The 26,945-nt window shown below is 37.7% G+C and carries 23 protein-coding genes (1 of these 23 cut by a window edge); 2 read left to right on the top strand and 21 right to left on the bottom strand.

Annotation, left to right across the window (positions count from 1 at the left end):
• Nucleotides 1-52: 52 nt before the first annotated feature.
• From LIS78_RS01060 to mscL, 8 genes are all read right to left on the bottom strand, one after another.
• Complete coding sequence (locus tag LIS78_RS01060) at nucleotides 53-1,165, bottom strand: acyltransferase (RefSeq protein ID WP_195781436.1); 1,113 nt, start codon at nucleotides 1,163-1,165, stop codon at nucleotides 53-55.
• 218 nt (nucleotides 1,166-1,383) lie between these two features.
• Nucleotides 1,384-2,457: an ABC transporter substrate-binding protein gene (locus tag LIS78_RS01055; RefSeq protein ID WP_252284540.1), complete on the bottom strand. Its 1,074-nt coding sequence runs from the start codon at nucleotides 2,455-2,457 to the stop codon at nucleotides 1,384-1,386.
• Nucleotides 2,454-3,260 carry an ABC transporter permease gene (locus LIS78_RS01050; RefSeq protein WP_013054988.1) on the bottom strand — a complete coding sequence of 269 codons (807 nt, stop codon included), beginning with the start codon at nucleotides 3,258-3,260 and terminating at the stop codon, nucleotides 2,454-2,456. The genes LIS78_RS01055 and LIS78_RS01050 overlap by 4 nt, the downstream gene beginning before the upstream one ends.
• 1 nt (nucleotide 3,261) lies before the next feature.
• The gene (locus LIS78_RS01045; protein WP_195781438.1) at nucleotides 3,262-4,062 is read right to left on the bottom strand and encodes an ABC transporter permease; all 801 of its coding nucleotides are present in this window, start codon (nucleotides 4,060-4,062) and stop codon (nucleotides 3,262-3,264) included.
• Nucleotides 4,052-5,161 carry an ABC transporter ATP-binding protein gene (locus tag LIS78_RS01040; RefSeq protein WP_252284539.1) on the bottom strand — a complete coding sequence of 370 codons (1,110 nt, stop codon included), beginning with the start codon at nucleotides 5,159-5,161 and terminating at the stop codon, nucleotides 4,052-4,054. The genes LIS78_RS01045 and LIS78_RS01040 overlap by 11 nt, the downstream gene beginning before the upstream one ends.
• Nucleotides 5,162-5,181: 20 nt before the next feature.
• A complete protein-coding gene (locus LIS78_RS01035) occupies nucleotides 5,182-5,724 on the bottom strand; it encodes a helix-turn-helix domain-containing protein (RefSeq protein WP_013054985.1) in 543 nt (180 codons plus the stop codon).
• A 195-nt stretch (nucleotides 5,725-5,919) separates the two neighbouring features.
• A complete protein-coding gene (locus tag LIS78_RS01030) occupies nucleotides 5,920-7,989 on the bottom strand; it encodes an LTA synthase family protein (protein WP_252284538.1) in 2,070 nt (689 codons plus the stop codon).
• Nucleotides 7,990-8,183: 194 nt separating this feature from the next.
• Nucleotides 8,184-8,579, bottom strand: a complete 396-nt coding sequence (gene mscL / locus LIS78_RS01025) for a large conductance mechanosensitive channel protein MscL (RefSeq protein ID WP_195781441.1) — start codon at nucleotides 8,577-8,579, stop codon at nucleotides 8,184-8,186.
• Between the two features lie 280 nt (nucleotides 8,580-8,859).
• Between mscL and LIS78_RS01020 the strand changes: the two genes are divergently transcribed.
• Nucleotides 8,860-9,396 carry a L,D-transpeptidase gene (locus tag LIS78_RS01020; RefSeq protein WP_195781442.1) on the top strand — a complete coding sequence of 179 codons (537 nt, stop codon included), beginning with the start codon at nucleotides 8,860-8,862 and terminating at the stop codon, nucleotides 9,394-9,396.
• Nucleotides 9,397-9,433: 37 nt separating this feature from the next.
• Here LIS78_RS01020 and LIS78_RS01015 read toward each other — a convergent pair whose 3' ends face one another.
• From LIS78_RS01015 to sigW, 12 genes are all read right to left on the bottom strand, one after another.
• Nucleotides 9,434-9,919, bottom strand: a complete 486-nt coding sequence (locus LIS78_RS01015; protein WP_252284537.1) for a VOC family protein — start codon at nucleotides 9,917-9,919, stop codon at nucleotides 9,434-9,436.
• 89 nt (nucleotides 9,920-10,008) lie between these two features.
• Nucleotides 10,009-11,151: a mannitol-1-phosphate 5-dehydrogenase gene (locus LIS78_RS01010; RefSeq protein ID WP_252284536.1), complete on the bottom strand. Its 1,143-nt coding sequence runs from the start codon at nucleotides 11,149-11,151 to the stop codon at nucleotides 10,009-10,011.
• Nucleotides 11,152-11,156: 5 nt separating this feature from the next.
• Nucleotides 11,157-13,247: a BglG family transcription antiterminator gene (locus LIS78_RS01005; RefSeq protein ID WP_252284535.1), complete on the bottom strand. Its 2,091-nt coding sequence runs from the start codon at nucleotides 13,245-13,247 to the stop codon at nucleotides 11,157-11,159.
• A 60-nt stretch (nucleotides 13,248-13,307) separates the two neighbouring features.
• Entirely contained in the window at nucleotides 13,308-15,200 is a 1,893-nt protein-coding gene (locus LIS78_RS01000) for a PTS mannitol transporter subunit IICBA (protein WP_252284534.1), read from the bottom strand.
• 160 nt (nucleotides 15,201-15,360) lie between these two features.
• The gene (locus LIS78_RS00995) at nucleotides 15,361-16,884 is read right to left on the bottom strand and encodes an SH3 domain-containing protein (RefSeq protein WP_252284533.1); all 1,524 of its coding nucleotides are present in this window, start codon (nucleotides 16,882-16,884) and stop codon (nucleotides 15,361-15,363) included.
• A 158-nt stretch (nucleotides 16,885-17,042) separates the two neighbouring features.
• Nucleotides 17,043-17,759: a YebC/PmpR family DNA-binding transcriptional regulator gene (locus tag LIS78_RS00990; protein WP_013054976.1), complete on the bottom strand. Its 717-nt coding sequence runs from the start codon at nucleotides 17,757-17,759 to the stop codon at nucleotides 17,043-17,045.
• An 893-nt stretch (nucleotides 17,760-18,652) separates the two neighbouring features.
• Nucleotides 18,653-20,455, bottom strand: a complete 1,803-nt coding sequence (glmS, locus tag LIS78_RS00985) for a glutamine--fructose-6-phosphate transaminase (isomerizing) (protein WP_014461996.1) — start codon at nucleotides 20,453-20,455, stop codon at nucleotides 18,653-18,655.
• 430 nt (nucleotides 20,456-20,885) lie between these two features.
• A complete protein-coding gene (gene glmM, locus LIS78_RS00980; RefSeq protein WP_025753441.1) occupies nucleotides 20,886-22,232 on the bottom strand; it encodes a phosphoglucosamine mutase in 1,347 nt (448 codons plus the stop codon).
• A gap of 28 nt (nucleotides 22,233-22,260) precedes the next feature.
• Nucleotides 22,261-23,841 (bottom strand): CdaR family protein, encoded by a 1,581-nt coding sequence (locus tag LIS78_RS00975; RefSeq protein WP_252284532.1) that lies wholly within the window; start codon nucleotides 23,839-23,841, stop codon nucleotides 22,261-22,263.
• On the bottom strand, nucleotides 23,834-24,655 hold the full coding sequence (cdaA, locus tag LIS78_RS00970) for a diadenylate cyclase CdaA (RefSeq protein ID WP_013054971.1): 822 nt from the start codon (nucleotides 24,653-24,655) through the stop codon (nucleotides 23,834-23,836). The genes LIS78_RS00975 and cdaA overlap by 8 nt, the downstream gene beginning before the upstream one ends.
• 194 nt (nucleotides 24,656-24,849) lie before the next feature.
• On the bottom strand, nucleotides 24,850-25,455 hold the full coding sequence (locus LIS78_RS00965; RefSeq protein ID WP_195781448.1) for an anti-sigma factor family protein: 606 nt from the start codon (nucleotides 25,453-25,455) through the stop codon (nucleotides 24,850-24,852).
• A gap of 14 nt (nucleotides 25,456-25,469) precedes the next feature.
• Nucleotides 25,470-26,033: an RNA polymerase sigma factor SigW gene (sigW, locus tag LIS78_RS00960; RefSeq protein WP_013054969.1), complete on the bottom strand. Its 564-nt coding sequence runs from the start codon at nucleotides 26,031-26,033 to the stop codon at nucleotides 25,470-25,472.
• Nucleotides 26,034-26,197: 164 nt separating this feature from the next.
• Here sigW and LIS78_RS00955 point away from each other — a divergent pair, with 164 nt between their 5' ends.
• Nucleotides 26,198-26,359, top strand: a complete 162-nt coding sequence (locus LIS78_RS00955) for an aspartyl-phosphate phosphatase Spo0E family protein (protein WP_013054968.1) — start codon at nucleotides 26,198-26,200, stop codon at nucleotides 26,357-26,359.
• Between the two features lie 82 nt (nucleotides 26,360-26,441).
• Here the strand turns inward: LIS78_RS00955 and rocF are convergent, their stop codons facing one another.
• Nucleotides 26,442-26,945, bottom strand: partial view of an arginase gene (rocF, locus tag LIS78_RS00950; RefSeq protein ID WP_195781449.1) — the 3' portion only. It continues 396 nt past the right edge of the window; only the last 504 of its 900 coding nucleotides appear in the window; its start codon lies off the right edge, out of view; it ends in the stop codon at nucleotides 26,442-26,444.

The following is a 26,945-nucleotide window of genomic DNA, read 5'->3' as shown; positions in this document are numbered from 1 at the left end:
TACTTTATAAAAAAAGTTATGTCTGCAAGCAGACATAACTTTTAACTAAACGCTATTTATGATCAGGACGTCGGTAAATGAACACCGCTTCTTTTGGCAGTTTGCCAAACAAAAAGCTAGCAAACGGTAAAAGACGATGACATCCCCAAATGATGAGGTAACAGCCCGCTAATGTTAAAATATAGCGTGCCACGATTTCAAAGTGAAACATGTAGTTGCCTTGTATTGGTACTGCTTTTGCTACAAAGTTTAAAACCATTGGGTGAATCAAGTAAAATCCAAAAGAGTACATGGCAATATTTTTAACAATCGTCACGGACTTCACAGAAAGCTTTTCAGCTAATATCTCTGCAATTCGGAAGAAGAAATAACTTCCAGCGACCAAATAAAGCGTATTAACGGCCTCATACGTAAAGCCTGAAATTTGGATTGTCTTCATTGTGTATAAGTGATAATTTAACAGTGAAATAGCTATTCCCAATCCGAGCGTCACTAGAAATAATACAATATTCGAACGACTGTACTTTTTATCCACTTGCTCGCGATAATAAATGCCAATCCAACCGCCGAGTAAAAACGTAGCCATTGTATTTAAAAATAAATTAAATGAAGTGATATGATACGTATTGTTAAGCATTAAATAACCAAGCTGAATGATAATACCAAACAGCCACATGTATTTTTTAAAAATGGTTACTTTTTGTGCTAGCCATACAAAAACCGGCAGCACGAGATAGACTTGTACAATTAAAAAGATAAAATGAAGCTGATAGTAGGACTCTCCGCGTAAAATACGTTTCACAATATCAGCTGCATTTAATTCTGTTGCTCCTACATAGTACGAATAAAATTCATAAATAAGTGCCCAAATAATATAGGGAACTAAAATATATGTCACTCTTCGAGCATAATACGTTTTCCATAAAGTCTTTGTTAACGGCTTGTTAATATAACTATAAAAGAAAACCAAACCTGTGATAACAATAAAGATCCCTGCTTCAATTCGAACAATTCGGTTAAGAAAATGATATTTCTGATAAGCTTCGCTCGCAAATGGCAGTACCGTTGCATACGCTGCTGTTACATGTACGAGCACAACCATCATCATAGCGAATAATCGTAAAAAATAAATGGATTGAATATGCTGCTTTTGTTTTTGCTTCACTTTTTCTCTCCTATATAATGTGAAATATAAATTCTAGATGAATAATAGAACATTCAATTTTTTCTTATCTTTCCCGTTTTACAAATAAAAAAGCTAATAACATAAAATAAATGTTATTAGCTTTACTCGTTTGTATTTTATCTTTCCTCTTGCTATCACGCAACTGAATTTACAAAAACAATAAAGAACTTAAGTACAAAGACCTAATTAAGTTCCTTTTATTTACGGTGCATTTTAAATTCTAAAAATAATTCATTGTAATAAGCAAGCATTCGTTTGCCTAAGTTATTATATACTTCAAGCTTTTTTGTTAGTTCTTCCTCTGGATAAAAACGTTCATCTTCCGCTACTTCTTTCGGCAAATAATCTAACGCTTTTTTATTAGGGATAGAATACCCTACATATTCCGTATTTTGAGCAGCGTGTTTAGGATCTAGCATAAAATTCATGAATTTATGTGCGCCTTCTACGTTTTTAGCCGTTTTTGGAATAACCATGTTATCAAACCATAAATTCGAACCTTCTTCTGGAACAACGTAATTCAGCTTATCGTTTTCACTCATAATCTCAGAAGCATCACCTGACCAAACAACGCCAATTGCCGCTTCTTCATTTGCTAGGAGCATCTTAATCTCGTCTCCTACAATGGCTTTGACATTTGGTGTTAATGTATCAAGCTTTCTTTTTGCTTCTTGAAGATGGGCTTTATTCGTATCATTTAATGAATAATTTAAGCTATTTAGCCCCATTCCCATCACTTCTCTAGCGCCATCTGCAAGTAAAATTTGATTTTTCAGCTTAGGATCCCATAAATCATTCCAACTTTTTATCTTCTTACCATGAATCATATCAGAGTTATACACAATACCCACAGTTCCCCAAAAATAAGGAATAGAGTACTTATTGCCAGGATCAAAGGATAAGTCTAAAAAACGCGGATTAATGTATTTTAAATTAGGCAGCTTCGAATGATCAATTGGCAATAGTAAATTTTCTTCACGCATCTTGCTAATCGCGTACTCAGAAGGCACAGCAATATCAAATGTCGTACCGCCTTGTTCAATTTTGGTCATCATTGCTTCATTCGAATCAAAGGTCTGATAAATGACTTTAATTCCGGTTTCTTTTTCAAACTGATTCACTAAATCAGGATCAATATAATCTCCCCAATTATAGACGGTCAGCGTATCTCCTCCAGAGTATCCTTCGGCATTGTTCAAATGATGAACCACATACATAAGAACGAAAGAAAGGATGACGATGAAGATAAACGGCTTTGCTAATTGCTTCATTTTCCAGTCGCCACCCCTTTCACTTTATTGCTATATCGCTGACTGATAAAGTAATAACCAATTACAATCAGCACGGTAAACATGAAAATAAGAGTAGAAAGAGCATTGATTTTCAGCGATACCCCTCTTCTTGCTAACGAATAAATTTCTACTGAAAGCGTGGAAAAACCGTTCCCGGTCACAAAGAACGTAACCGCAAAGTCATCCAAAGAGTAAGTTAAAGCCATAAAAAAGCCTGCAAAGATACCCGGACGAATAAATGGCAATACCACTTTCGAAAGCACTTCAAAGCGGCTTGCGCCCAAATCACGGGCTGCGTCGAGCAGTGTCGGACTCATTTCCTGCAGCTTAGGCAGAACCATGATGACCACAATCGGTACACTGAATGCAATATGCGCTAATAATACCGATATAAATCCGAGCTTTACACCGATAATGGTAAATAGAATTAAAAAAGATGCGCCAATAATAACATCTGGACTCACGATTAACACATTATTAAATGTTAACAGCGTATTTTGAACACGTCTGCGCTTCACGTATACGATAGCAAGTGCCCCTATCACGCCAATAATAGTTGAAATAACCGAAGATAATAGAGCAATAATAAGGGTATTCAAGACAATAATGAGCAAACGTGTGTCTTGAAACACTTCTTTGTACCAATCTAACGTAAACCCTTCAAATTCACGCATGTTTCCTCCGCTGTTAAAAGAGTAGTACATTAAATAAAAAATGGGCGCGTATAAAATGAAAAACACAAAAAATAAATAAAGGTGGCTGAACTTCCACTTTCTCTTCATTTTACACACCTCTCTTTCCAATGCCTGTTATGAGCATCATAACGGCCATCGCAATAATTAAAAAGACGGCTATTGTGGCGCCCATGCCCCAATCCTGCGTCACTAAAAAATGTTGTTCAATCGCTGTTCCCAGTGTAATGACGCGGTTTCCAGCAATTAAACGCGTAATCATAAAGAGTGATAGTGCTGGAATAAAAACAGCCTGACAACCTGATTTAACCCCTTCTAGCGTTAGCGGAAATACCACGCGCTTAAATGTCACCCATGAAGATGCCCCCAAGTCTCGCGAAGCGTAGATAAGCGAGGGGTTAAGTTCTTCTAAAGAGTTAAAAATCGGCAAAATCATAAAGGGGATAAAAATATACACCGATACAAATACAAAACTAAAGTCAGTAAATAAAATTTGATGAGTACCAAGTCCCAGAAATTCAGTAAACTTATTAACCGTACCATACGTGCCAAATATACCTAAAAAAGCATAAGCTTTTAATAATAGGTTAATCCACGTCGGTAAAATAATCAGTAGGAGCCAAAGCTGCTTGTGCTTAAGCTTCGTTAGTAAATAAGCTGTAGGATAAGAAAAAACCAAGGAAAATAACGTAATTAAAAAGGCATACCAAAATGAACTCAGCGTCATCTGTAAATAAACTGGGGTAAAAAATTTCTTATAATTTTCAAGCGTCAGCTCATTATCGATGCTGAAAAAAGAATAATAGACAACTAATACAATGGGAGCAACTACAAAAAGCAAAATCCATAACACGTACGGGACTAAGTAAATATTTCTTGATTTAGTTTGCATCGTAATCCGCTTCATAACCTTCGAGTCGCTTATCGAATTCTTCTTCCGTTTCATTAAATCGCATAACATGAATAGCTTCAGGTTCAAAATATAAACCAATTTCTTCGCCAACCGTTGCCTTTTTCGTAGAGTGAACGAGCCACTCATTCCCTGCATGGTCATAGCCTAAAATTTCATAATGGACTCCTCTAAACAGCTGTGAATCTACACGAACCTGCAGCTTTCCTTGATCGGAGCTTGTAATGGCTAAATCTTCAGGGCGAATCACAATTTCAACCTGCTCATTTTGGTTTAATCCTTGATCGACACATTCAAATTGCTGGCCGCCAAACTCCACTAAAAAGTCAGCAATCATTTTACCTGGTACAATATTTGATTCACCAATAAAATCGGCAACAAAACGATTAATTGGCTCATCATAAATATCTGTAGGTTCCCCGCTCTGCTGAATTCTTCCTTTATTCAAAACAAAGATTTCATCGGACATCGCAAGCGCTTCTTCTTGATCGTGCGTAACAAAAATGAACGTAATACCTAGACGACGCTGTAATTCTCTTAACTCGTATTGCATTTCCGTACGCAATTTTAGATCAAGAGCTGAAAGCGGCTCGTCCAGCAAAATGACTTCGGGCTGATTTACAATTGCTCGTGCAATTGCTACGCGCTGCCTTTGGCCGCCTGACATTTCCTTTATTTCTCTGTTTTCATATCCTTCTAGGTTAACAAAACGAAGGGCTTCTTTAACTTTTATTGCAATATCAGCATTTTTCATCTTCTTGATTCGAAGACCAAATGCTACATTTTCAAATACATTCAAATGGGGGAAAAGCGCGTAGTCTTGAAAAACCGTATTAACCTGACGTTTGTTAGCCGGGACATCATTAATTCTTTTCCCATTAAAATAAATCGTTCCGCTTGAGGCTTCCGTAAAGCCTGCAATTAATCGTAAAATCGTTGTCTTTCCACATCCCGATGGACCTAAGAGGGTATAAAACTTCCCTTTTTCAATTTCAAAGCTTACATGGTCCAATACAACTGAATCATTATCATATTGCTTGGTCACATTTTCAAATTGAATAATTGTATTCGTAGATGTCATTTCACTTCACCTCTTTTGTTCTATAAATAAGACTCTGTCGCCACGATAATTAACTCTGTTATTCCGTCATGAGCATTTAAAATCTGATGTTCTTCAGAAGCTTGAAAATAGATGGTTTCTCCTTGTTTGGCTTCATATATTCTGCCTCCAAGCTTCACCTTCACACACCCGCGCAAAATGTAGCCAAACGTTTCTGAAAGAGAAGGCTCAAATCTCTTAAATGCACCTTTTTCATGAAGAATAAGACGAATTGGCTCCATTTCTTTTTCATTTGATTCATGTACAAGCCACTGAATATGATAACCTTTTTCATCTTCGCAATAACTCGTGTAGTCTTCCTCTCTGTATACAACCTTTTGAACATGCGTATCAATTTCGAAGAATTCTTTCGGTTCGCACCCTAGCACTTCCAAAATACTAAAAAATGTTTCTAAAGACGGCGAACTTAAATCGCGCTCTAGCTGCGAAATATAGCCTTTGCTTAAATCAGTACGTTCTCCTAGCTCTTCTTGTGTTAAACCTTTTTTTAATCGTAAATTTTTAATTTTCTTTCCTATTTCCATACTCTCGATCCTCAACTGTATTTAAAATTAGCAAACAGCATGAATGATTGTTCATGCTGTTCCAAACTCAAGTTTTGTTTTACTTAACTTAAAGTTTACTTTTAACCTTAAAATATTATACATGAATTATTTTTTAGTACAACCTTAAACACTTAAAAAATAAAAACTCCTTTTATTTAAAAGGAGTTTTTATTTTTATTTATACAACTTATGCGTTTCGTACTGTTTCCCGGATAATGTATCAAACTCAACTTCATGGTAATCTTGAAGGTCTTTTGCAGCTTTTTTAGAGAGCGCTGCCGGATCATCCACTAGCTTTCCTTTTGAATCTATATACATATTTGAACGAAAAGCCGGCACTTCTGTTTTCATTTGATTCAACTGATCGTAGAACAGATTACTTTTGTAACCAAGAGATTGAACAAGCGTCGGAGCAATATAAATAGGACTCATCGTACCGAGATTTTTATCTATTTCCGTATCGTAATTAGATAAAAATAAGAGCGGCGTCTCATAAAATTTTTGAGATGTTTGCTGCGTTTTCTCGTTTCCAAAACCCGTTTCTTTGTAAGCTTGAAGGTTTTGTCCAAGTGCTGGCAAATGATCTCCCCAAAATACCACAATGGTCGGCTCGTCCAGCTTTTGAATTTCATCGTTCAATCGTTTTAAAGCAGCATCTGAACGTTTAATTCCTTCAGCATAAATTTCAATTTCCTTTTGCATTTCCGGTGATAACCCTTTACTGGTTACTTTAATTGTTTCCTGACCATTATACTTATCCGCTGAATAAGGAAGATGATTTGCAATCGTTACAGCATGCACAAATGCAGGCTTTTTCGACTGACGAAGCGTATCGAGTACTTCATCAACTACCGCTTCATCGGAAACAAATTCTTTGTTATCTTTTTGCGTATGCTTCATTTGATCAATAAACTTCACTTGATCAAATCCCAAATTTGGATACACATTTTGCCTCATATAAAGCATGCCGCTGTTTGGATGCATAGCTGTTGTAGCATAGCCTTGTTTTTCTAAATAAGAAACAAAAGACGGATATTCTTTTTTACTCAATACATGCTGATAAGGAAGGACTCCAGGGTTAAAGAAAGACAAAGAGTAGCTCGTCAGCGCTTCAAACTCCACATTAGCTGTCTCCCCGCCAAATGAAGGACTTAAAGACCACCCAGAAGGATATTTCTTTTGAAGTTCTCTTGTATTTTTCATTGGATCTTCAGAGAACGTCACGTTAAGCTTTGTTGGGTCCCAAAACGTTTCGTTCATCACAAACACAACGTTTGGTTTGACTTCAGCCTTGCTTTCTTGTGTTTTCTCTTCCTTTGACTGAATGCGCTTTGCCACTTTGGCCATTACTTCCTGTGAGTAGTCATCCGGCTCTTGCAGCACATCTGTTTTAACATTTGAAATCATGCCAATAACAGGTCCATTATAGTAATAATTATTTTGCTGATTCCAAGGCATCAGCGCAGCATATTGATCATAATATTTTTGAGCAAACGAGTGTTCAAAGAATAAAAATGATTTCATTAAAAAGATGAGCGGCAGAATCATAATAATTCGAAGAAACCATCGAATTTTAATTTTCGGCAAGAAAAACCAAAGAGCGATCAGTACAACAATAGATCCAATAACTCCTATTACAATAGGAATTGAAATCGAATCTTTAATCATCGGAATAACTTCTTTTAACTGACTCGCCTGAATAAAATCGTTCGGGAACAATGGTTCATTTCGAAAGATTTTTTTATAATAGTTTACAAGAGCTAAAATAAAATACAGAACAAAGGTAATCCCAGCCCCTAAATAAGCTTCCCCTACTAGCATAATGATCGCTAGTGTTAACAGCGAAAGTAAAAATACCGTGAAAAGATAGCGTTCGGGATATGCTTGCATCCACTCTATTGTTTTGCCTGGATTATGTATATCAATATGATATATAATAAAAACCATAGCAGAAACGGCTGCTACCACAATTGAAAACACAATTGCCGTAAAAATGGCATACCACTGCGAACCTTGTATTCTCTCTATCTGATTAAATCGAAGTAGCAAATAGAAAGTGAGCGCCCATAAAACAAGTGAGCATCCCCCTATTAATACTACGAACCCAGCTGTATGGATTTGGGCCCAGTCAAACAACATTTTTGTGTCATTTGATACATTAAACATAACAACACTGTATAAAAAAACGCTAAGCAGGCCATACGCTGCCAGCATTGGCAAAGAACGATACAAATGTTTAAACATAACCTTAAGCCTCCTATTTACAATATCTTAACACTTTTAATATGATTTTAACATTCCTATCTCTCTCGCTTTCACGCCTAATTTCCCCATGATCATACCACTAACATTTCCCGAGAAATTTCACACGAAAAAGCCCGCTTTTCTTATGAAAAGACGGGCCTCTTAGCCGTTTTATACGTATGTAAAAATTGCTGTTATGAACGCTCTTTCACTGCTTCTGCTTTTAGCAGATCACGAATTTCTGTTAAGATCTCTTCTTCTTTTGACAGAACAGCCACTTCTTCCTCTACTTTCTCTTCTTCTTTTCTCTTAAAACGATTAAAGAAACGAATAAATAAGAAAATCGAGAATGCGACAATTAAGAAATCAACAATTGTTTGAATAAAAGATCCATATAATACCGTAGCATCTCCAACCGTGAAGGATAAATCTTTAAAGTTTATCCCTGCTAACAACAAACCAATCAGCGGCATAATAATATCATTTACAAGAGACGTCACAATTTTTCCAAATGCCGCTCCAATAATAACACCGACAGCTAAATCCAATACATTTCCTCGCAAAGCAAACTCTTTAAATTCTTTAAGCATCTGTTTCTTCCACCTCCTGCCCTTTATTTCAAACTTTCATGATAATACATCCTAAATTAAACATACAAGGCGCATTTTCACTTTTCTCTTTTTCATGAGATATGTACCAGACCTTTAGTTGTATTTCTGCCCAGATTTTTACTTTATATTCGCTTATAAATAAAATGCACTTTCAGTTGTCATTCAGGAAAGGTTCATATTCAGTCCATTTTCCTTTTATACACTAATAGCATGTAATTCATCAAATATGTAAACGAACAATAGAGGAGATGGCTAGAACGTGAGAAAAATTATACTGCGAGCAGTTGCTTTATGCCTCGCAGCTCTTATCAGCATTTCTTATACAGCAAGTGCGGCGAATGCAAGTGAAAACGCAGCAAGTGGAGATTTAATTATTATTAATAAAAAAACAAATCAGCTTGCTTATTTTCATAATGGAAAGTTAGAGAAGACGTATTCAGTAGCTACGGGAAAAACATGGAGCGCTACGCCGGTAGGCTTTTTTAAGATTGTTAATAAAATTAAAAATCGTCCTTACTATACAGGGCATATTGCAGGAGGCGCTCCTAATAACCCTCTTGGCTCCCGCTGGCTAGGGCTTAATGCAAACGGCACAACTGGCGACACATACGCTATTCACGGCAATAACTCAGAAGATAGCATCGGCAAATATGTAAGCCACGGCTGCGTACGAATGCACAATGCGGATGTCGAAGAATTATTTGATAAAGTGGCAGTAGGAACATCTGTAGCTATTACGTATTCATCAAAAACCTTCGAAGAGCTGGCAAAGGTATACGGCTACGGGCAGCTATGAAAAAATAAAAGCTTATCCAAGAAATCTGGATAAGCTTTTATTCTTCTCTATTCCCATACATGAGCTCCGTACTGTGTGAATATAGCTCAATAATATTCCCAAACGGATCTTCGCAATAAATTAAGTAATAAGGTTTTCCAGGTCTTGTATTCCATACTTGGCTGCGCTTTTTACCGCCTGATTGCTCAATTTTATCCGCTAATTTTTCCACGTCATCTGCTATTAAACACATGTGAAAATAACTTTGATACTGCTCATCGCTGTCTTTTAATACAAGAGGCATTTGCGGCTTATTAAATTCAAACAGTTCAATGCCTACCTGGTTGTCAGCTGTCATGTGAGCATTTTTCATTTTTTTGATATGAGACCCCAGTAAATCTTGAGTCATATTTTCAGCTTTTTCTTCCTCAGCATTAAACGTATAAGGACCCGCAATCAGCTTAAAACCTAAAACTTTTCCATACCACTGCACGGCTTCTTCTACATCAGGTACAGCTAATCGAACGTGCGTAATAGCTACCATTTTATCACCCTCCTATACACAAACATTCCCTTTCTGTTAAAAGAAAAACAGCCCATTTAAAATAGACTGTTTACACGCACTAAATTCATTCACGACTTTAAAGCATTATATTGAGCAATGATTTCTTTTGTTAAATCATCACTTGCCTCTAATTCACTAACCTCTTTTAACACATACTCAATACCATACTCATGAATATTCGCTTGAAGCTTCATCGCCTCTTTATCTTCTTGCGGGTCAAATAAAAGCGCAGCAGCAATAGCCTTTGCTAAGTAGGCATAAGAAAGGCCCGCTTTTTTTGCTTCTAGCGCCGGACGAATCAAGCGATCCTGAGGTCCAAGCTTGCGAATTGGCGCTCTTCCTACCCTTTTAACTAAATCATTTAAATGAGGATTTTTAAAGCGTTCAATGATTTTAGTAATATAGGCTTCATGTTCCTTTCTATCTAAGTCATATCTTTTAATTAGATAGTTTCCTGTTTCTTGTAGCGTTTGCTGTACTTGTTCGTAAATATCTGAATCTCTTAACGTTTGATCAATCGTTTCTTTTCCTTTTAAATAACCAAAATATGCAATCACCGCGTGTCCCGTATTCACTGTAAATAACTTTCTTTCAATAAAAGGAGCAAGGTCAGGCACAATCGTCATTCCTTCTACCAAAGGAATATCTTCAGGTGCTTCTACTACCCATTCATAATAGGATTCTACTAAAACATCAAGCGAACCTTGGTTATGTTGAATAGGCACGATACGATCTACAGCTGAATTAAAGAAAAAGACCTTATTTATCACATGAGCTTTTGTCTCTTCATCCAGCGCATCAAAAATATAGCCTTTTAATAAATCTGTCGCGGAGATTTGATTTTCACATGCAATAATATATACGTTTTCGTCGCTTGTTTTCACGCGTTCAGCCAAACCTTTAGCAATTAAAGGAGCAATGCGAGGCAAAACGTTGGGTCCGATCGCCGTCGTAATGTACGTTGCTCCTTTAATCGCTTCAATGACCGCTTGTTCTTGTGTCAGATTATTTAAACCAGATACGTTTTGAACAGCTAATGTCTCCGGGTGCTCTGCAGCTGTCACTACGTTATACCCTTCATCTGCGTTTAACTGATTGATAATCTTTTCAGCAATATCTACAAATGTGACGTGATAGTTACTTTGAGAAAACAATGCCCCAATGAATCCTCGACCAATATTGCCTGCTCCAAAATGAACTGCTTGTTTCACAAAAATCATTCCTTTATCAAATTATTTCGAAGGTACTCATGAAACGTATCTTCTAGCTTTTTGCGAATTATCTCTTCGTTCGAAGACGAAAAAATCATCATTGCTTCATGGTCTTCAATTAAACTGGTACTAATTAAACTTAAGATTTCTTGCTGTGCTTCACTTAACTCTTCAGGTGCGAGCATTAATAGCAGGTTACGCGCCTGCATGTTTGTTCCGTCCATACCTTTAACTGTGCAAGGCTGTTCTAAATGTGAAACTTGAAAAATCAGCTCTTTCACGTGATGTTCACGGCAATGGAACAGTGCCATACTCGTTTGCGGAATGCCTAAACCGCCTTTGTTTTCTCGTTCCTTAAGCTGATGAATAACGCAGCTGGCATTGGTTATTAAACGTTCTTTTTCAGCGGCGCGTACTACATGCGAAATCACTTGATCGTGACTCACTGCATCCGAAAATCGATACATTCTAAGGTTTTGAAGAATTGATTCGATACTTCCATGCACATCTTTAATTTGCTTCATCGTTTCCTCAAAAGACGGTTTTTCTGTAGAAACGGTCTTATTTTTATATTGGAAGGAACGATAGTCCTTATCTTTGGTTAACTTTTGAATGTTTTTCTGTAAAAAATTCTGGACGGATTGAATATCCTCTTCGGTTAAGAGTGGATTGACTAAAATGTAATCTACATTTAAAAAAGGCAGTCTTACTGTTGAAATCACTACGTCATACCCTTCAAGCGCGGCTTCTTTGATTTCTTTTACCGATTTAATGACAACTGAATTAATCTCCGGAATCTCTTTACGAATACGGCTAGCTAACATTTTCGAGGTGCCAATTCCAGTTGGACAGACAATCAGTGCCTGAATTTCCATGACTTCTTCTTTTAGCACTAGCGTTGAACCGAAATGCAAAACAAGATATGCCACTTCATCATCTGGAAAAATTAAATCCGGCAGCTCTTGATCGATACTGTTTCTCACAGCCATAAATAAAACAGGGTACTTTTTCTTAATCTCTTCTGTTAATGGATTAAAAAGCTCCATTTTTTGCTTAAGACGAAAAATTGCCGGTTCCATATGAGCAAGCAGCCCTTGGTAAAGGGAAAAATCACCGGTTAAGTCGGTGTTAAGCTGAACAGAAACATGAGAAATCATATTCTTAATAATCTGCCCAACCACTACGCTGTCGTAATATACGTCTCTAGTAGTTTGGAACTTTGCTGCACGCAGCCGCACTGCTAAGAAATGAATATCTTTTTCTGTAAAAGAAAGAGAAAATACCCGTTCAATTTCGCGGCAAATATCCTTCATTAAGAACATTTCACTCGCCAGCTCTTCCGTTTGGCCGCTGTCGTCTTCTAGATACATTTGCTTTTTCGTTCGCTGTATCATAATGCAAATATGAACAATGAGCCCTATATAATCGCTGTCAGCCAGCTTAGAATGATGCTGATTAATCGCTTGATGTACAATTCGGTCTACTTCTGCTAAATAATCCGGATAAAAATAATGCAAAATCGTTTCATCCGTATGCTGCTGATTTTCCGCTAAAAACAAGCACTCAATTAACTCTTCATTAAAGTAAACAAGAAAATAATTAGCTAATGCTTTTCGTTTATTGGCTTCAGTAGCTTGAACCTCTACTCCCACCCCTCTCTTTCGATGAAGGAAAACGTAAAATGTTGTTAACCACTCTGTTAATTCATCTAAATAAGCAGTTAGTGTAGTAATACTTACTTCTAAGTCTTTAGCCAGCGTTTGTAATTTAAATGAATCTCCTTCTTCTAGAAGAAGAATTAAAAGAATTAATTTTCTTTCCTGTGGAGACTGATCCGTCGTTTTAATCTTCATCAGCTCTTGGATAAGACGAAAAATTTGTTCATTTTTACCTTCAATCATTAGTCCTTCATCTTGTGTACGAATCAGCTTCAAATCAAATTTTTCAAGTATTGATTCAATTGCCTTCAAATCTCGGTGAACGGTTCTTACACTTACATTCAAAAAAGTAGCAAGTGTAAGTGCTGTATGCTTTCCTGCCGTTTTAATAATTAACTCAATGATTGATTTTTCTCTTGAAGTAATAAACAAGAACATCAACTCTTTTCTTATTTATAAACAAAGGATAAAAAGGCATCTTCATGCCTTTCTATCCCGTTAGTTACTTTGAATAATAGCCATTAATTCTTTAGCTGATTTGGCATGAACCATCTTTTCAATATTGTCCATATCGGAACATGTAATCGCGATACCAGATAAAATTTCTAAATGGGTGCCGTCTTTTCCGGCAATTCCAAAAATCAAACGAACTTTCTCACCATCAAAATCAACGCCTTCTGGCACTTGAATCACTGTAAAGCCTGACCTTAAAACGTTCTTTTTCGCTTCTTCCGTACCATGCGGAATCGCCACGTCATTTCCCATATAAGTAGAAGTCATATTGTCGCGCTCAATCATCGCTTCAACGTAGTTTTCTTCTACATATCCGCCTTTTACTAACACACTTCCTGCAAATCGAATTGCTTCTTCCTTAGAAGAAAAGTGCTGATTCAAGAAAACGTTTTCTTCTTTTAATAAACCATCATTGCTATCTGCATTATTTTCTGCTGATACTTTCTTTTCTTCTTCCGCCTTAGAAATAGTATGATCATTTTTTAGTTGATCAATTAGTTTGTCATATTCCGGGCTAGATAGAAAATTATCAACCGAGATATGATACGCATCTGGAACTTTGTTTTGAGCTCTCGGCGTTAGCTCTTCCTGTGTAATAACGATTTGAGCATCACTTGGAATATTACTGATAGCTGTATTTGTTACCGAAATATTTAAATCTGCTTGCTTAACTTTCTTGCGAAGAAGAGAGGCGCCCATTGCACTCGATCCCATACCTGCGTCACAGGCAAAAACAATTTTTTGAACACTTGCTGGTACTTCGCCTTGCTGTTTTGTAAAGCTTCCTGCTACAGAACTCTTCTTGCCCTTCATCTCTTGCATTTTGCGAGCTGCTTCGTCCAAATCTTCTGTTTGCTTGCCTGTTTTTAAAATTAACGAACCTACAATAAACGATACGACGGCTGCAACGAGAACACCTGAGATATTTGCAACGTAGCTGCCTGCATTACCTGGTGTAGCAGCTAAAATAGCCAAAATACTTCCTGGTGAAGCAACCGCTTGTAAGCCTCCTCCTAAAAGAACAAATGTAAATACGCCGCTCATTCCTCCTAAAATAGCCGCAATGATTAAAAGCGGACGCATTAAAACGTAAGGGAAGTAAATTTCGTGAATTCCGCCAATAAAATGAATGATGGCCGCTCCCGGCGCTGACTGTTTTGCTGTTCCTTTTCCAAAGAAGCAATACGCTAACAGAATTCCTAATCCCGGACCAGGATTTGTTTCTAATAACAATAGAATGGACTGTCCGTTTGTTCGAATTTGTTCTGCTCCAATCGGAGATAAGATGCCGTGATTAATAGCATTGTTTAAGAATAAAATTTTAGCTGGTTCAATTAAAATACTTGTAAGAGGAAGAAGGCCATGTGCAACCATCCAATCTACACCCACTACAAGTGCACCTGTAAAGCCGTCCACAGCTGGACTAACTCCTAAAAAGGCTAGAATTGCTAGAATTCCTCCAAGAATACCTGCTGAGAAATTATTAATTAACATCTCGAATCCTGTTTTGACTTTACCTTCAATAAACTGATCAAACTTCTTGATGATATAACCGCCAAGCGGTCCCATAATCATAGCGCCAAGAAACATCGGAATATCAGATCCAACGATGACCCCCATGGTCGCGATAGCACCTACAACGCCTCCGCGTTGATCGTGTACAAGCTTTCCTCCTGTATAGCCGATTAGCAGCGGCAGCAAATACTTGACCATTGGATCAACTAGTTTGGCAAGGCTTTCATTTGGGAAAAAGCCTGTGGGAATAAATAAAGCAGTAATAAGTCCCCATGCAATAAATGCTCCGATATTTGGCATAACCATTGAACTTAGAAAGTTCCCAAACTTTTGTACAGCTACTTTTATATTAGATTGAGCCATTTGCTCTCTTCCTTTCTCTACGTGATGATACTTTAATCGTAAGATATCAAACGCTTTCATTCAATGAATAGGAAAACTAACTTTGTCGTACCACAGACGGACAAAGCTTTTAATTACATAAAAAAGCAGCTGAATTACACGAATTCAGCTGCTTTCTAACTTAATATTTATCTAATTCACTTACAGGAGATTGAATAATAACTGGATTTTTCTCTGGATTTAACCATTTTAAAATAGAGACAACTTGTTCTTTAGAAGTAGCCGTACATCCTGCTGTATAATTTGTGCCTACATGGAAGAAGATTGCACTTCCCTTTCCTGGCGTTCTAGATTCATTATAATTAATGACAAACCCATAGTCGTAAGCGGGAATGTCCATATTCTCAGCGCTCGTCCAGCGGCCATTCGCCGGCTTTTGCTGCCACGTATTATATAGAGAACTTTTTGAATCATCTACCCACACATCATTTGCTGTGATTTTTCGATATGGAAGCTTAGTTCCAGGATTTGCATAGCGTCCGAATGCTGTGCCAATTGTGTATTTACCGGTCGGAGACTCCATGTCTCCTTCTTTTTTCGATAAAGCGAATCCTTTTTGTCCAAGTACACCATTCGCGGTTAAAACTTGCTTCCATTTTCCATCAACTTTTTCAAACGTTTGAATTTTAGCAGACTTCGTATCGTAGTTATCTGCTGTAACCAAGATGACCTGCTGGGCATTACCTAACGTCTTAAAAGAATCGACTACGAGCTTTGGAGATGCTGTAGCTGAAGCCTGTACATAGTCGCTGCTTACGTAACCCGTACCGCCGTTGTAATTAATTTTGTACCAGCTTCCGCTTTTACTCACCACAGACAGCTTCTGGCCTTTTGTCACACTTCCTATGGATGCATAATTTGTGCCTGCTCCGCTTCTTACATTCAGCGTGCTTGCCGTTACTATGTACGTTGTGCTTTCTGCTGATGGCGTTGTTCCTGATGCTTGTACATAATCGCTGCTTACGTAGCCCGTGCGGCCGTTGTAGTTAATTTTGTACCAGCTTCCGCTTTTGCTCACCACAGATAGCGTTTGACCTTTTGTCACACTTCCTATGGATGCATAATTTGTGCCTGCTCCGCTTCTTACATTCAGCGTGCTTGCCGTTACTATGTACGTTGTGCTTTCTGCTGGTGAAGTTGCTGTTCCTGATGCTTGTACATAATCGCTGCTTACGTAGCCCGTGCGGCCGCTGTAGTTAATTTTGTACCAATCTCCGCTTTTGCTCACCACGGACAGCTTCTGACCTTTTGTCACACTTCCAATAGCTGCATAGTTGGTGCCTGCTCCGCTTCTTACATTCAGCGTGCTTGCCGTTACTATGTACGTTGTGCTTTCTGCTGATGGCGTTGTTCCTGATGCTTGTACATAATCGCTGCTTACGTAGCCCGTGCGGCCGTTGTAGTTAATTTTGTACCAGCTTCCGCTTTTGCTCACCACAGATAGCGTTTGATCTTTCACTACGCTGCCGATAATCCCGTAAGTCGTTCCCGCTCCGCTTCTCACATTTAACTTGCTTGCCGTTACTTTATATGTAACTGTCGCTGCGTATGCTTTTCCCTGATTTCCTCCAATTGAGCTAAAGTCAGGCGTTATAGCCGTTGCAAGCGTAGCTGTTAACGCCATCCCCACCATTAATTTTTTCAACTGCTTTCCCTCCACTTGTTTCTTATAAAATTCTACTATTTTCTATACTTAATTCATTATCTTACCATATTTCAATCGAAGGGAAAGGGTCAATAGATGCTTTTCGCAGGGCCTATAAAAAAAGACAGACCCCTTTGATAGGTCTGTCTCTTTTACTATTATCCTAAATCAACGTTGTGATATACTTGTTGCACATCTTCTAAGTCTTCTAATGCATCAATCATTTTTTCAAACTGAGCTTGTGCATCTTCAGGAAGAGTCACATCATTTTGAGCAAGCATCGTTTGCTCAGCTACTGTAAATTCCGTGATACCAGCATCATTGAACGCTTTTTGTACCGCATGGAATTGATCCGGATCAGCATAAACAATAACAGAATCCTCTTCTTCTAAAATGTCACGCACATCTACATCTGCTTCCATTAACAGTTCTAGCGTCTCTTCTTCGTCCTTACCTTCTACACCAATAACAGCTGTTGGATCAAACATGTACGCCACTGATCCGCTGACTCCCATATTACCACCGTTTTTACCAAAAGCAGCACGCACGTCTGAAGCTGTTCTGTTTACGTTATTCGTAAGAGCATCTACGATAACCATTGAGCCATTTGGTCCAAAACCTTCGTAACGAAGATTATCGTAATTTTCTTCTGATCCGCCTTTTGCTTTTTCAATCGCACGGTCAATAATTGCTTTTGGCACATTGTATGTTTTCGCGCGTTCTAATACAACTTTTAACGCTTGGTTTGATTCTGGATCTGGCTCGCCTTGTTTCGCAGCCACATAAATCTCACGGCCAAACTTGGCATATATACGACTTGTATTAGCATCTTTTGACGCTTTCTTTTCTTTAATATTGTTCCACTTACGGCCCATATTGTTTCACTCTCTTTCAAAATTGAATCTAATAAAATAAATAGGCAATGATATATCCGTTTTTATTATACATCAATTCCCTCTTATCTTTCGAGTTTAATACTTAAAAAAGAAAAGCAATCTTTTGGTATATTTCATTAACTAAATAAATGAGAAAACCATTTGAGAACAGGCTGAATGATTTTGATATACACTTTTTTAAGCGGTTTATATATACATGTCACCCAAAACCAGCGTAAAGGGTAATAGATTATATGAATTCCAATCCACTTAAATCCCTTCCAGAAACAGAAAAAGATACGCTGACAGAATGAAAGCACAGGAAGAACAATTTCATTGTAAAAAGGCAGCACAAGGTATTTCCAAAAAAGATAACAAGGGTAACAAACTAAATACAATATAGGATATACCGCATATCTCCATATAAATCTAGTTATAGGCAAAAAACATCGTTCCCAAACAAAGAGAATAAAAGGATATATTATCTCATTCCATAGCCAAGAAATAGGGTACACGAACAGAAAACGTATGATGTATATCCAAATGAAATAAATGACAGGTTGAATGATTCTTTTTCCTATCCATATGAGGGGGTTAGTAATTAAATATATCCATATTTTACAAAAGATTTGAAATACAAAATAAAAGGGAAAATACAAGACAAAAAAGGTGCCTCGCAACACGTACTTTATACTTTGAGCCAATCCACTAATGCTTTCCACATCCTTTTTAATAGCTGAGGTTCGTTCATTTACCTCTTTCATTATATAAAATAAATGGAGCAAGCAAATATATTTTTTAGCTCAATGAGACTTCTGGCATAAACGGTGTTTGTTCTCTTTCTCAGACATACAAAAACACCCTTCTGTAATAGAAGGGTGTCTAGAACCTTATTATTCTACAGTAACCGATTTTGCTAAGTTACGTGGTTTATCTACATCGCAATCGCGGTGCAATGCAGCGTAGTAAGAGATTAATTGTAAAGGAATAACCGCTGCTAGTGGTGAAAGTGTTTCGTGAACTTTCGGAATTACGTAGCGATCTTCTTCTGTTTCTAATCCTTTCATTGAAATGATACAAGGATTAGCTCCACGTGCTACTACTTCTTTTACGTTACCACGGATGCTTAAGTTTACATGCTCTTGTGTGGCTAATGCAATAATTGGCGTATTGTTTTCAATTAAAGCAATTGTTCCGTGCTTAAGCTCTCCTCCAGCAAATCCTTCTGCTTGGATGTAAGAGATTTCTTTTAGTTTTAACGCACCTTCTAAACCTACATAATAATCTACAGAACGTCCAATAAAGAATGCGTTGCGAGTTGTTGCTAAGAATTGAAGAGCAATGCTTTCCATTTCTTCTTTATCGTCGCAAAGTACTTCCATTGTGTTTGCTACGATTGCTAACTCTTGAACTAAATCAAATTCTAATTCAATGCCGCGTGTTTTTGCTGTTACAGCCGCTAGAATTGATAGCACTGCTAACTGAGCTGTATAAGCTTTTGTTGATGCTACAGCAATTTCCGGACCTGCATGAAGTAATAACGTATAATCAGATTCACGAGATAATGTTGATCCCGGAACGTTTGTGATTGTTAACGCTTTGTAACCTAGTTCTTTAATTTGAACTAATACTGCACGGCTGTCAGCTGTTTCTCCACTCTGAGAGATAAAGATAAACAATGGCTTTTCAGATAAAAGCGGCATGTTATAAGAGAATTCACTTGCTACGTGCACTTCTACTGGAACCTTCGCCCACGTTTCAATGAATTGTTTACCTACTAGGCCTGCATGATAGCTTGTTCCACATGCTACGATATAGATGCGGTCTGCTTCATCCATTGCTCCTAAAATGTCTGCATCAATGTGCAGTTCATTGTTCTCATTTTGATACTCTTGAATGATTTTACGAACAACTAAAGGCTGCTCGTCAATTTCTTTTAACATATAGTGAGGGTACGTACCTTTTTCAATATCACTTGCATCAAGCTCTGCTGTATAAGGTGCTCTTTCTACCACTTCACCATCAAGCGTTTTAATTGTTACGCCTTCTTTTGTAACAATTACTGTTTCTTTATCCATTAATTCTACGTACTGATCTGTTACTTGAAGCATTGCCATAGCATCGCTTGCTACAACGTTAAATCCTTCGCCAACACCTACAAGAAGCGGGCTTTTATTTTTAGCTACGTAGATTGTATTTTTATCTTCGTTATCAACAAGAGCTAGTGCATAAGAACCGTGAAGCAAGCTTACTGTCTTACGGAACGCTTCTTCTACATCTAAGCCTTCTGCTGCGATTTTTTCAATTAACTGAACGATTACTTCTGTATCCGTTTCGCTTTTGAACGTTACATCTTGTAAATATTCACGTTTTAAAATAGCGTAGTTTTCAATTACACCGTTATGCACAAGTGTGAAGCGTCCAGATGTACTTTGATGCGGGTGAGCATTTTCTTGGCTTGGTACACCATGAGTTGCCCAACGCGTATGACCGATACCTGCTGGTGCTACAACACTGTTATCTACTGCCTGACGCAATTCTGCAATACGGCCTTTTTCTTTGAATACGTGCACGCCTTCATTGTTAACAACTGCAATACCTGCTGAGTCATAGCCACGATATTCTAACTTTTCAAGACCACGTAATAAAATTTCTTTCGAATCTTCTGTTCCAATATATCCTACAATTCCGCACATAGATAAAATCCTCCTTCATGTATGAAAAGAGAGTCTCTTTTCATCATCAATGATTATCATCTCAATGCTTTTGTCCAATAAGTCACCTCATTGTTTTTCACATCAAGTTTTCGGCCGTGATAATCAACAACCGGGAGGCATCCGCCGATACTTCGATAAACCTCCTCCTCGTCAACTAAGTCGTTTCCGTCCCTTTACTTAGTTCAGGCGCTTTGTATTCACTTTTAAAATAGATTGTTCACTCCTTTACATAAATTAAGAGACGAACAGATTTAATATTACAATAAGAAGTGAGAAAACGTCAATTATCTTCTTTACTATCTGTAAAAACAGCCTTTGGCATCAGATAATTTCCAAGAATTTTTCTCAACAATATAAAAATATGCATAAACGGCTTGAAACGTCACCGCTTATGCATATAATTAATGAATTACTCTAAGCCCATTTCTTCTTTTACTACTTCTACGATACGCGTTACATAAGTCTCACATTCTTCTTGTGTTTGTGCTTCAACCATCACACGTACTAACGGCTCTGTTCCTGAAGGGCGTACAAGTACTCGGCCATTACCGTTCATTTCTTTTTCTACTTCTTCAATAACCACTTTTACCTTCTCGTTATCTGTAACATGATGCTTATCCGTTACCTTTACATTTACAAGAAGCTGAGGATATTTCTTCATTTCAGCTGCTAATTCTGATAAAGGCTTTTTCGTTGCTTGCATAATGTTTACAAGCTGAATAGCTGAAAGCATACCGTCACCTGTTGTGTTGTAGTCTAAGAAAATAATATGACCGGACTGTTCTCCACCTAAGTTATATTGATTAGCTTTCATTTCTTCCACTACATAACGATCGCCTACACCAGTTTGTGCACTTTCAATCCCGCTAGCTTCTAGTGCTTTATAGAAGCCTAAGTTACTCATAACGGTAGAAACAAGCGTGTTTTTCTTTAAGCGTCCTTGTTCATACAAGTATTTTGCACAAATGAACATGATTTGATCACCGTCTACAATCTCACCTTTTTCATCGATCGCGATTAAACGGTCTCCATCTCCATCAAATGCTAACCCAACATCCGCTCCTTTTTCTTTTAAGAAGGCACTTAATGCTTCCGGATGTGTAGATCCTACACCGTCATTGATGTTTAATCCGTTTGGTGATGCCCCCATTGTAGAGATATCCGCATCTAAATCTGCAAATAAATGTGCTGCTAAAGATGACGTTGCCCCGTGCGCACAGTCTAATGCAACATGAATACCTGAGAAGTCTTCATCAACCGTTTGTTTTAAGTATTGAAGATATTTTTGTCCACCTTCAAAGTAGTCATTTACCTGACCTAAATCTCCTCCAACAGGTCTTGGTAATTGATCTGTTTCACTATCCATTAACGCTTCAATTTCATTCTCTTGTGCATCGGACAGTTTAAATCCATCTGGACCAAAGAATTTAATTCCGTTATCTTGAACCGGGTTATGTGAAGCAGAGATCATAACCCCTGCTTGAGCGCCAAGTGCTTTTGTTAAATACGCTACCCCTGGAGTTGAAATAACGCCTAGTCGCATAACTTCTGCTCCAATTGAAAGCAATCCTGCAACAAGCGCTCCTTCTAACATATGACCAGAAACGCGTGTATCGCGTCCGATTAATACTTTTGGTCGCTCTGAATCTTTTGTTAGAACGTAACCACCTAAGCGTCCAATTTTAAAAGCAAGCTCAGGAGTTAATTCACTATTGGCAACTCCTCGTACTCCGTCTGTTCCAAAATACTTACCCATTATTTTTCTCTCCTTCATGTCAAAACATTTAGTTTCCTGATGTATTATCTGTCTGTCCATCTACGGGTGTAGAATTTTCATCACTTTGATTACTACTGTCGTCACCAGTTTCTGTACTATCTGTTGGTGTATCTGTATTGTCTTCAGGTGTGTCAGTCTCTTCGCTTGGTTTATCAGCTGAATCACCTGAATTTCCCGTCCCAGGATTTGTTCCTGATCCAGTTCCCGTGTCTGGCTTTGTTCCTGATCCAGTTCCCGTGTCTGGCTTTGTTTCTTTATCGCTCGTGCTTCCACTTGTTTCTTTATCTGTTTGCTCATCATTTGTCCCTGATTGTTTTTTCGCTGTTACACGAACTTTTGCCTGTTTAGTCGATAGTGTTGATGTAACAGAGTCGGGACTATTTATTATAATAGGAACCGTGTGCTCCCCGGCAGATAAATTCCCTACATTCGCTGACAAGCTAATGCCGCTTTTCGTCAACTTATCTAAATCAGATTTTGGTCCTTTTACATCCGCATCTACTGAAGCAGGAGAAAGCAGTTCATACGTGTACTTTGAGGATTGACCAGTTAAAGAAACCGGTAAATTCTTAAATGACCTAGTCTCAGCTGCACTTGCGTCCGTTTCTTCTGCGTCTTTCTCATCACCTTGTTTGTCTACTTCCACATGAACGGTAATTTGTTTTGGACTTACACTATCTATTCCGTCTGGAACAGGGACGTTCACCTTAATATCTTTAGATTTCGTAATACCGGTAACATCGACTGGAATATTATCAATTTTATCGATTTTTTCTAAAGAATCAGATGGACCGATAATTTTTACTGCATCTGTTTTAGGCTCTAGCTTCGTAATGTTGACACCGTCGCCTGGCGTGCCTTCTTGAATCACATCGATCGGCACTTTTTTACTAATATTTTTCACTGGGATCGTTACATTGACCGTTTCTGGCTGAACTGTTACATTCAATTTATTTAAATTCTTATCTAGTGCGACAACAGTTGCTTGTTTCGTCACTGTTTTTGAAGCATTATCCAGATCAATAATGGCTTTCACATAAGCAACTTGATCTAATTGGCTTGATGCGCCCGTTACCGTGACGGCTCTTGGACTAACGGTTGCTTCCCCTGCTTCATATCCATTCTTGACTTTGTTTTTATCATAGCTTGCCTCTACTGAAAACTGTTTTGAATCGCGCTCTTCAATTGTTACGTTTACAATATCAGGCTTAACGACTACGTTTAAATTATCAGAGATATTTCGATACTGAACCTTGACTCTATGCTGCCCTAAGCTTAAATTATCAAGGTCAATATAAGCTTGATAATCTTTTTGTAGCTTTGTTTGAGCCAAAATATTTTTAGGACCTTCCAGTGTCATAATAACCGTATCCGGAACACCTCTTACAATTCTGTTCTTCTCATTGTAGGATACTTGAACCGGAACATCTGTTAATGTTTCTACTCCAGTGTTGGCAGAACTGCTTCGGTTCAGAATCTTATTTGATGAACTGGCACCATCATCTAAATTAACAGATAAATATAACATGAAGGCTAACAGCAACGCGATAATTTTCATAACCCACGATCGATTCATCAATTTATCCATTCTTCTTCAACCTCCATTGCCAACGAGTGGAAGAAGTTGCTTTAGAAGTTGTGACTAATTCTTTTTCTAGCATTTCTCTCAATGTATCAATTGTCAATTCACGATACAATTCACCATTTTTGGTAACGGAAATGCCTCCAGTTTCTTCAGATACAATGACAGTCACACTATCTGTTACTTCACTTATTCCTACAGCAGCACGATGGCGAGTACCTAATTCTTTTGAAATAAAAGGACTTTCAGATAAAGGTAAGTAACATGCTGCAGCGGCTACTTGATCCCGCTGTAAAATAACCGCTCCATCATGAAGTGGTGTATTCGGTATAAATAAGTTGATTAATAATTCAGAAGAAATATTAGAGTTGAGCGGTATACCTGTTTCAATATAATCACCCATACCCGTCTCTCTCTCGATTGAGATCAATGCACCTATGCGTCTTTTAGCCATATAATGCGTTGCTTTTATAATAGCCTCAATCGTAACGGTACGTTCATCTTCTTCAGGCAAATTACTGCGTGAAAACAAACGTCCTCTCCCAAGCTGTTCAAGTGCTCGGCGCAGCTCTGGCTGGAAGATAATAATGATAGCTAAAAACCCATACGTTAACGCTTGGTCCATTAACCATTGCAGCGTATTTAGTCCAAGGAAGTTACTTATAAAGCGGACAACTAAAATCACCGTGATTCCTTTTAAAAGCTGTACTGCTTTTGTACCTCTTATGACCATAATTAATTTATATATGACGAACCATACCAGGAGAACATCAACAATTTTTCCTAAATATGAGAGGATTGGTAGGTCTCCAATAGGCATCTTCTCACTTCCTCTATATATGTAATAAAGATAACATAACCGTTTTATTATACCATAAAACAAAATTACACTGTAAATTACATCTTATTTTTAAATCCTTGTTCCTATATACAATGTAGCCTTCTTTTTATATAAATAAAACCGTCCACTGTTCCTCTCTAACAAGATAAGCGGACGGTTTTATGGTTCAACTATTAAAAGTCAACAGCTTGCTTGGCATGAGTTTTGACGTTATACCATACCCAGTCAAAAATCTTGTCTAACTCTTCAATATTGCCTGTCACTTCTCCTGCAGAAGCTAGGTACTTATCACCATGTATAACAGTAACGTTTCCATCTACTTTTCCTTCAATTTTAATATCGCCATTTCTCACAGTAATATCACCTTTGACGGTCTCACCTTTTGGTACAACGACTGTTTTATCGTGAATGACCAGGTTTGGCTGCTTTGAAACAGAAAAGTCTTCATCTGTTTCCCAAGCCGAAAACACCGTGCCGGACATTAACAGCACAAATACAGCAGCTGCACTAAGAATCGGATGGTTTGTAAACCATCTATTCATTCGAATTCGATTCTTCTCACGTGGTAACCCAGCCATAACACCTGCTGTAAAGTTCATAGGTAATTCTATATGAGAAGTGCTTTGCACAAATGCAATGGTTCTTTTTAACTGACGCATATGCTGCTGACAACCTTTGCATTGATGCAAATGCTCTTTTAATAACAGTTCATTTTCTTTTGTAATATCTCCATCTAAATGCTCATGAATGAGATTTACATACATTTTTGGACATTTCATTCTTAGTTCACTCCTTACAAGTGGCGAAGTCGATTTCTTAAAGCTTCACGTCCTCTGTGAATTCTAGTCTTTACCGTACCAAGAGGCAGGTCTAAAATATCGCTGATTTCTTTTAACGACAGCTCATCTATATATTTTAGGACAATGACAGTTCGATATTTCTCAGGTAGCTTTAATATTTCCGACTGAATGAATTCTTGCAATTCTACTTGCTCTAGCTCTTCCTCTGGTAAGGCCTGATCGGCAGCTATTTGAGAGTACATATTTAACCCGTCGGTCCCGGCTACTTCTGCATCTAAATAATAGTCTGGCTTTTTTTTACGAATTCGATCAATACAAAGATTTGTAGCAATTCGATATAACCAGGTGGAAAACTTTTTACTTGTGTCATAGCTATGAATATTTACATAGGCTCGAATAAACGCTTCTTGTGCTGCGTCTTGCGCTTCTTCCCGGTTTCCTAACATTCGATAACATAGATGAAAAAGTTTATCCTTGTGATATTCTACTATGTCAGCAAACGCATCCTGGTCACCTTTTTTTACTTTTTTTATTTTCCTTTTTAATAATAAATCCATGTAACGGTTACCTCCGCCCATTGCGGGATAGTATATATACGTGTACTTTATCATAAAGTTTCACTTATGCTTAATTATTTTAACAAAAATTTGTCAAATACGTTTAAAAAGATTGTACGTAGGTTATGTAATTAGTATAGATGAAAAGAAGAGGAGTGGAAAGCTTGACTCATACAAAAGAGAACCTTTTGAATCAAATTGAAGAATGTAGAAATAACATGGTCACTCTTGCAGCAGAAAACCCTTTATCATCACTAACAGTGGTGAGAGTAAGTTCAGAGCTAGATGGTTTATTAAATGAATATGAAAAGTTTTTCTCTATATAAAGAAGCTCTCGAATCCGAACTAAGAGCTTCTTTTTTTTATCTTCATATATGTTTCATGTACCTTTTGGTAGGTACTAATGTTTTATACTAACTTCTCTCCTAAAAGTGAGCCCATTAATGCAACAGCTACGGTAGCTGTTTTATTCCGTTCATCTAAAATAGGATTCACTTCCACAAACTCGGCAGAAGTGATTAGCTGAGATTCTGCCAACATCTCCATAGCTAAATGACTTTCTCTGTAGCTTATTCCACCGATAACTGGCGTTCCTACTCCAGGTGCATCATGTGGATCCAGTCCATCTAAATCGAGTGATAGATGAACGCCATCTGTTTTATCACGCAAATATAAAACTGTTTCTTCCATTACTTTTGTCATACCCATTCGATCTATCTCATGCATCGTATACACTTTAATCCCTTTTTCCTTTATTAACTCTTTTTCTCCTTCATCTAAAGAACGTGCTCCGATAATCACAATATTTTCAGGCTTGACTTTAGGTGTATAACCACCAATTCGAGTCAATGCTTCGTCTCCTATACCTATACTTGCCGCCAATGGCATACCGTGAATATTTCCTGAAGGAGA

It is taken from the genome of Priestia megaterium, from assembly GCF_023824195.1.
Lineage (GTDB): Bacteria > Bacillota > Bacilli > Bacillales > Bacillaceae_H > Priestia > Priestia megaterium_D.
Note: the sequence above shows the minus strand (reverse complement) of the source record. Positions and strands in the feature narration are given on the sequence as shown.

Excerpts from the sequence above, each read along its gene's own strand:
- LIS78_RS01015 (WP_252284537.1), bottom strand. The coding sequence starts at position 9,919 with ATGGTAGCTATTACGCACGTTCGATTAGCTGTACCTGATGTAGAAGAA.
- LIS78_RS01000 (WP_252284534.1), bottom strand. The coding sequence starts at position 15,200 with ATGGCTCAATCTAATATAAAAGTAGCTGTACAAAAGTTTGGGAACTTT.
- LIS78_RS01040 (WP_252284539.1), bottom strand. The coding sequence starts at position 5,161 with ATGACATCTACGAATACAATTATTCAATTTGAAAATGTGACCAAGCAA.
- LIS78_RS00975 (WP_252284532.1), bottom strand. The coding sequence starts at position 23,841 with ATGGATAAATTGATGAATCGATCGTGGGTTATGAAAATTATCGCGTTG.
- LIS78_RS01050 (WP_013054988.1), bottom strand. The coding sequence starts at position 3,260 with ATGAAGAGAAAGTGGAAGTTCAGCCACCTTTATTTATTTTTTGTGTTT.
- LIS78_RS01045 (WP_195781438.1), bottom strand. The coding sequence starts at position 4,062 with ATGCAAACTAAATCAAGAAATATTTACTTAGTCCCGTACGTGTTATGG.
- glmM (WP_025753441.1), bottom strand. The coding sequence starts at position 22,232 with ATGGGTAAGTATTTTGGAACAGACGGAGTACGAGGAGTTGCCAATAGT.
- mscL (WP_195781441.1), bottom strand. The coding sequence starts at position 8,579 with ATGCTTAAAGAATTTAAAGAGTTTGCTTTGCGAGGAAATGTATTGGAT.
- sigW (WP_013054969.1), bottom strand. The coding sequence starts at position 26,033 with ATGGATTTATTATTAAAAAGGAAAATAAAAAAAGTAAAAAAAGGTGAC.
- LIS78_RS01005 (WP_252284535.1), bottom strand. The coding sequence starts at position 13,247 with ATGTTCTTGTTTATTACTTCAAGAGAAAAATCAATCATTGAGTTAATT.
- cdaA (WP_013054971.1), bottom strand. The coding sequence starts at position 24,655 with ATGCCTATTGGAGACCTACCAATCCTCTCATATTTAGGAAAAATTGTT.
- LIS78_RS00965 (WP_195781448.1), bottom strand. The coding sequence starts at position 25,455 with ATGAAATGTCCAAAAATGTATGTAAATCTCATTCATGAGCATTTAGAT.
- LIS78_RS00990 (WP_013054976.1), bottom strand. The coding sequence starts at position 17,759 with ATGGGCCGTAAGTGGAACAATATTAAAGAAAAGAAAGCGTCAAAAGAT.
- LIS78_RS01055 (WP_252284540.1), bottom strand. The coding sequence starts at position 2,457 with ATGAAGCAATTAGCAAAGCCGTTTATCTTCATCGTCATCCTTTCTTTC.
- glmS (WP_014461996.1), bottom strand. The coding sequence starts at position 20,455 with ATGTGCGGAATTGTAGGATATATTGGAACAGAAGATTCGAAAGAAATT.
- LIS78_RS01035 (WP_013054985.1), bottom strand. The coding sequence starts at position 5,724 with ATGGAAATAGGAAAGAAAATTAAAAATTTACGATTAAAAAAAGGTTTA.
- LIS78_RS01030 (WP_252284538.1), bottom strand. The coding sequence starts at position 7,989 with ATGTTTAAACATTTGTATCGTTCTTTGCCAATGCTGGCAGCGTATGGC.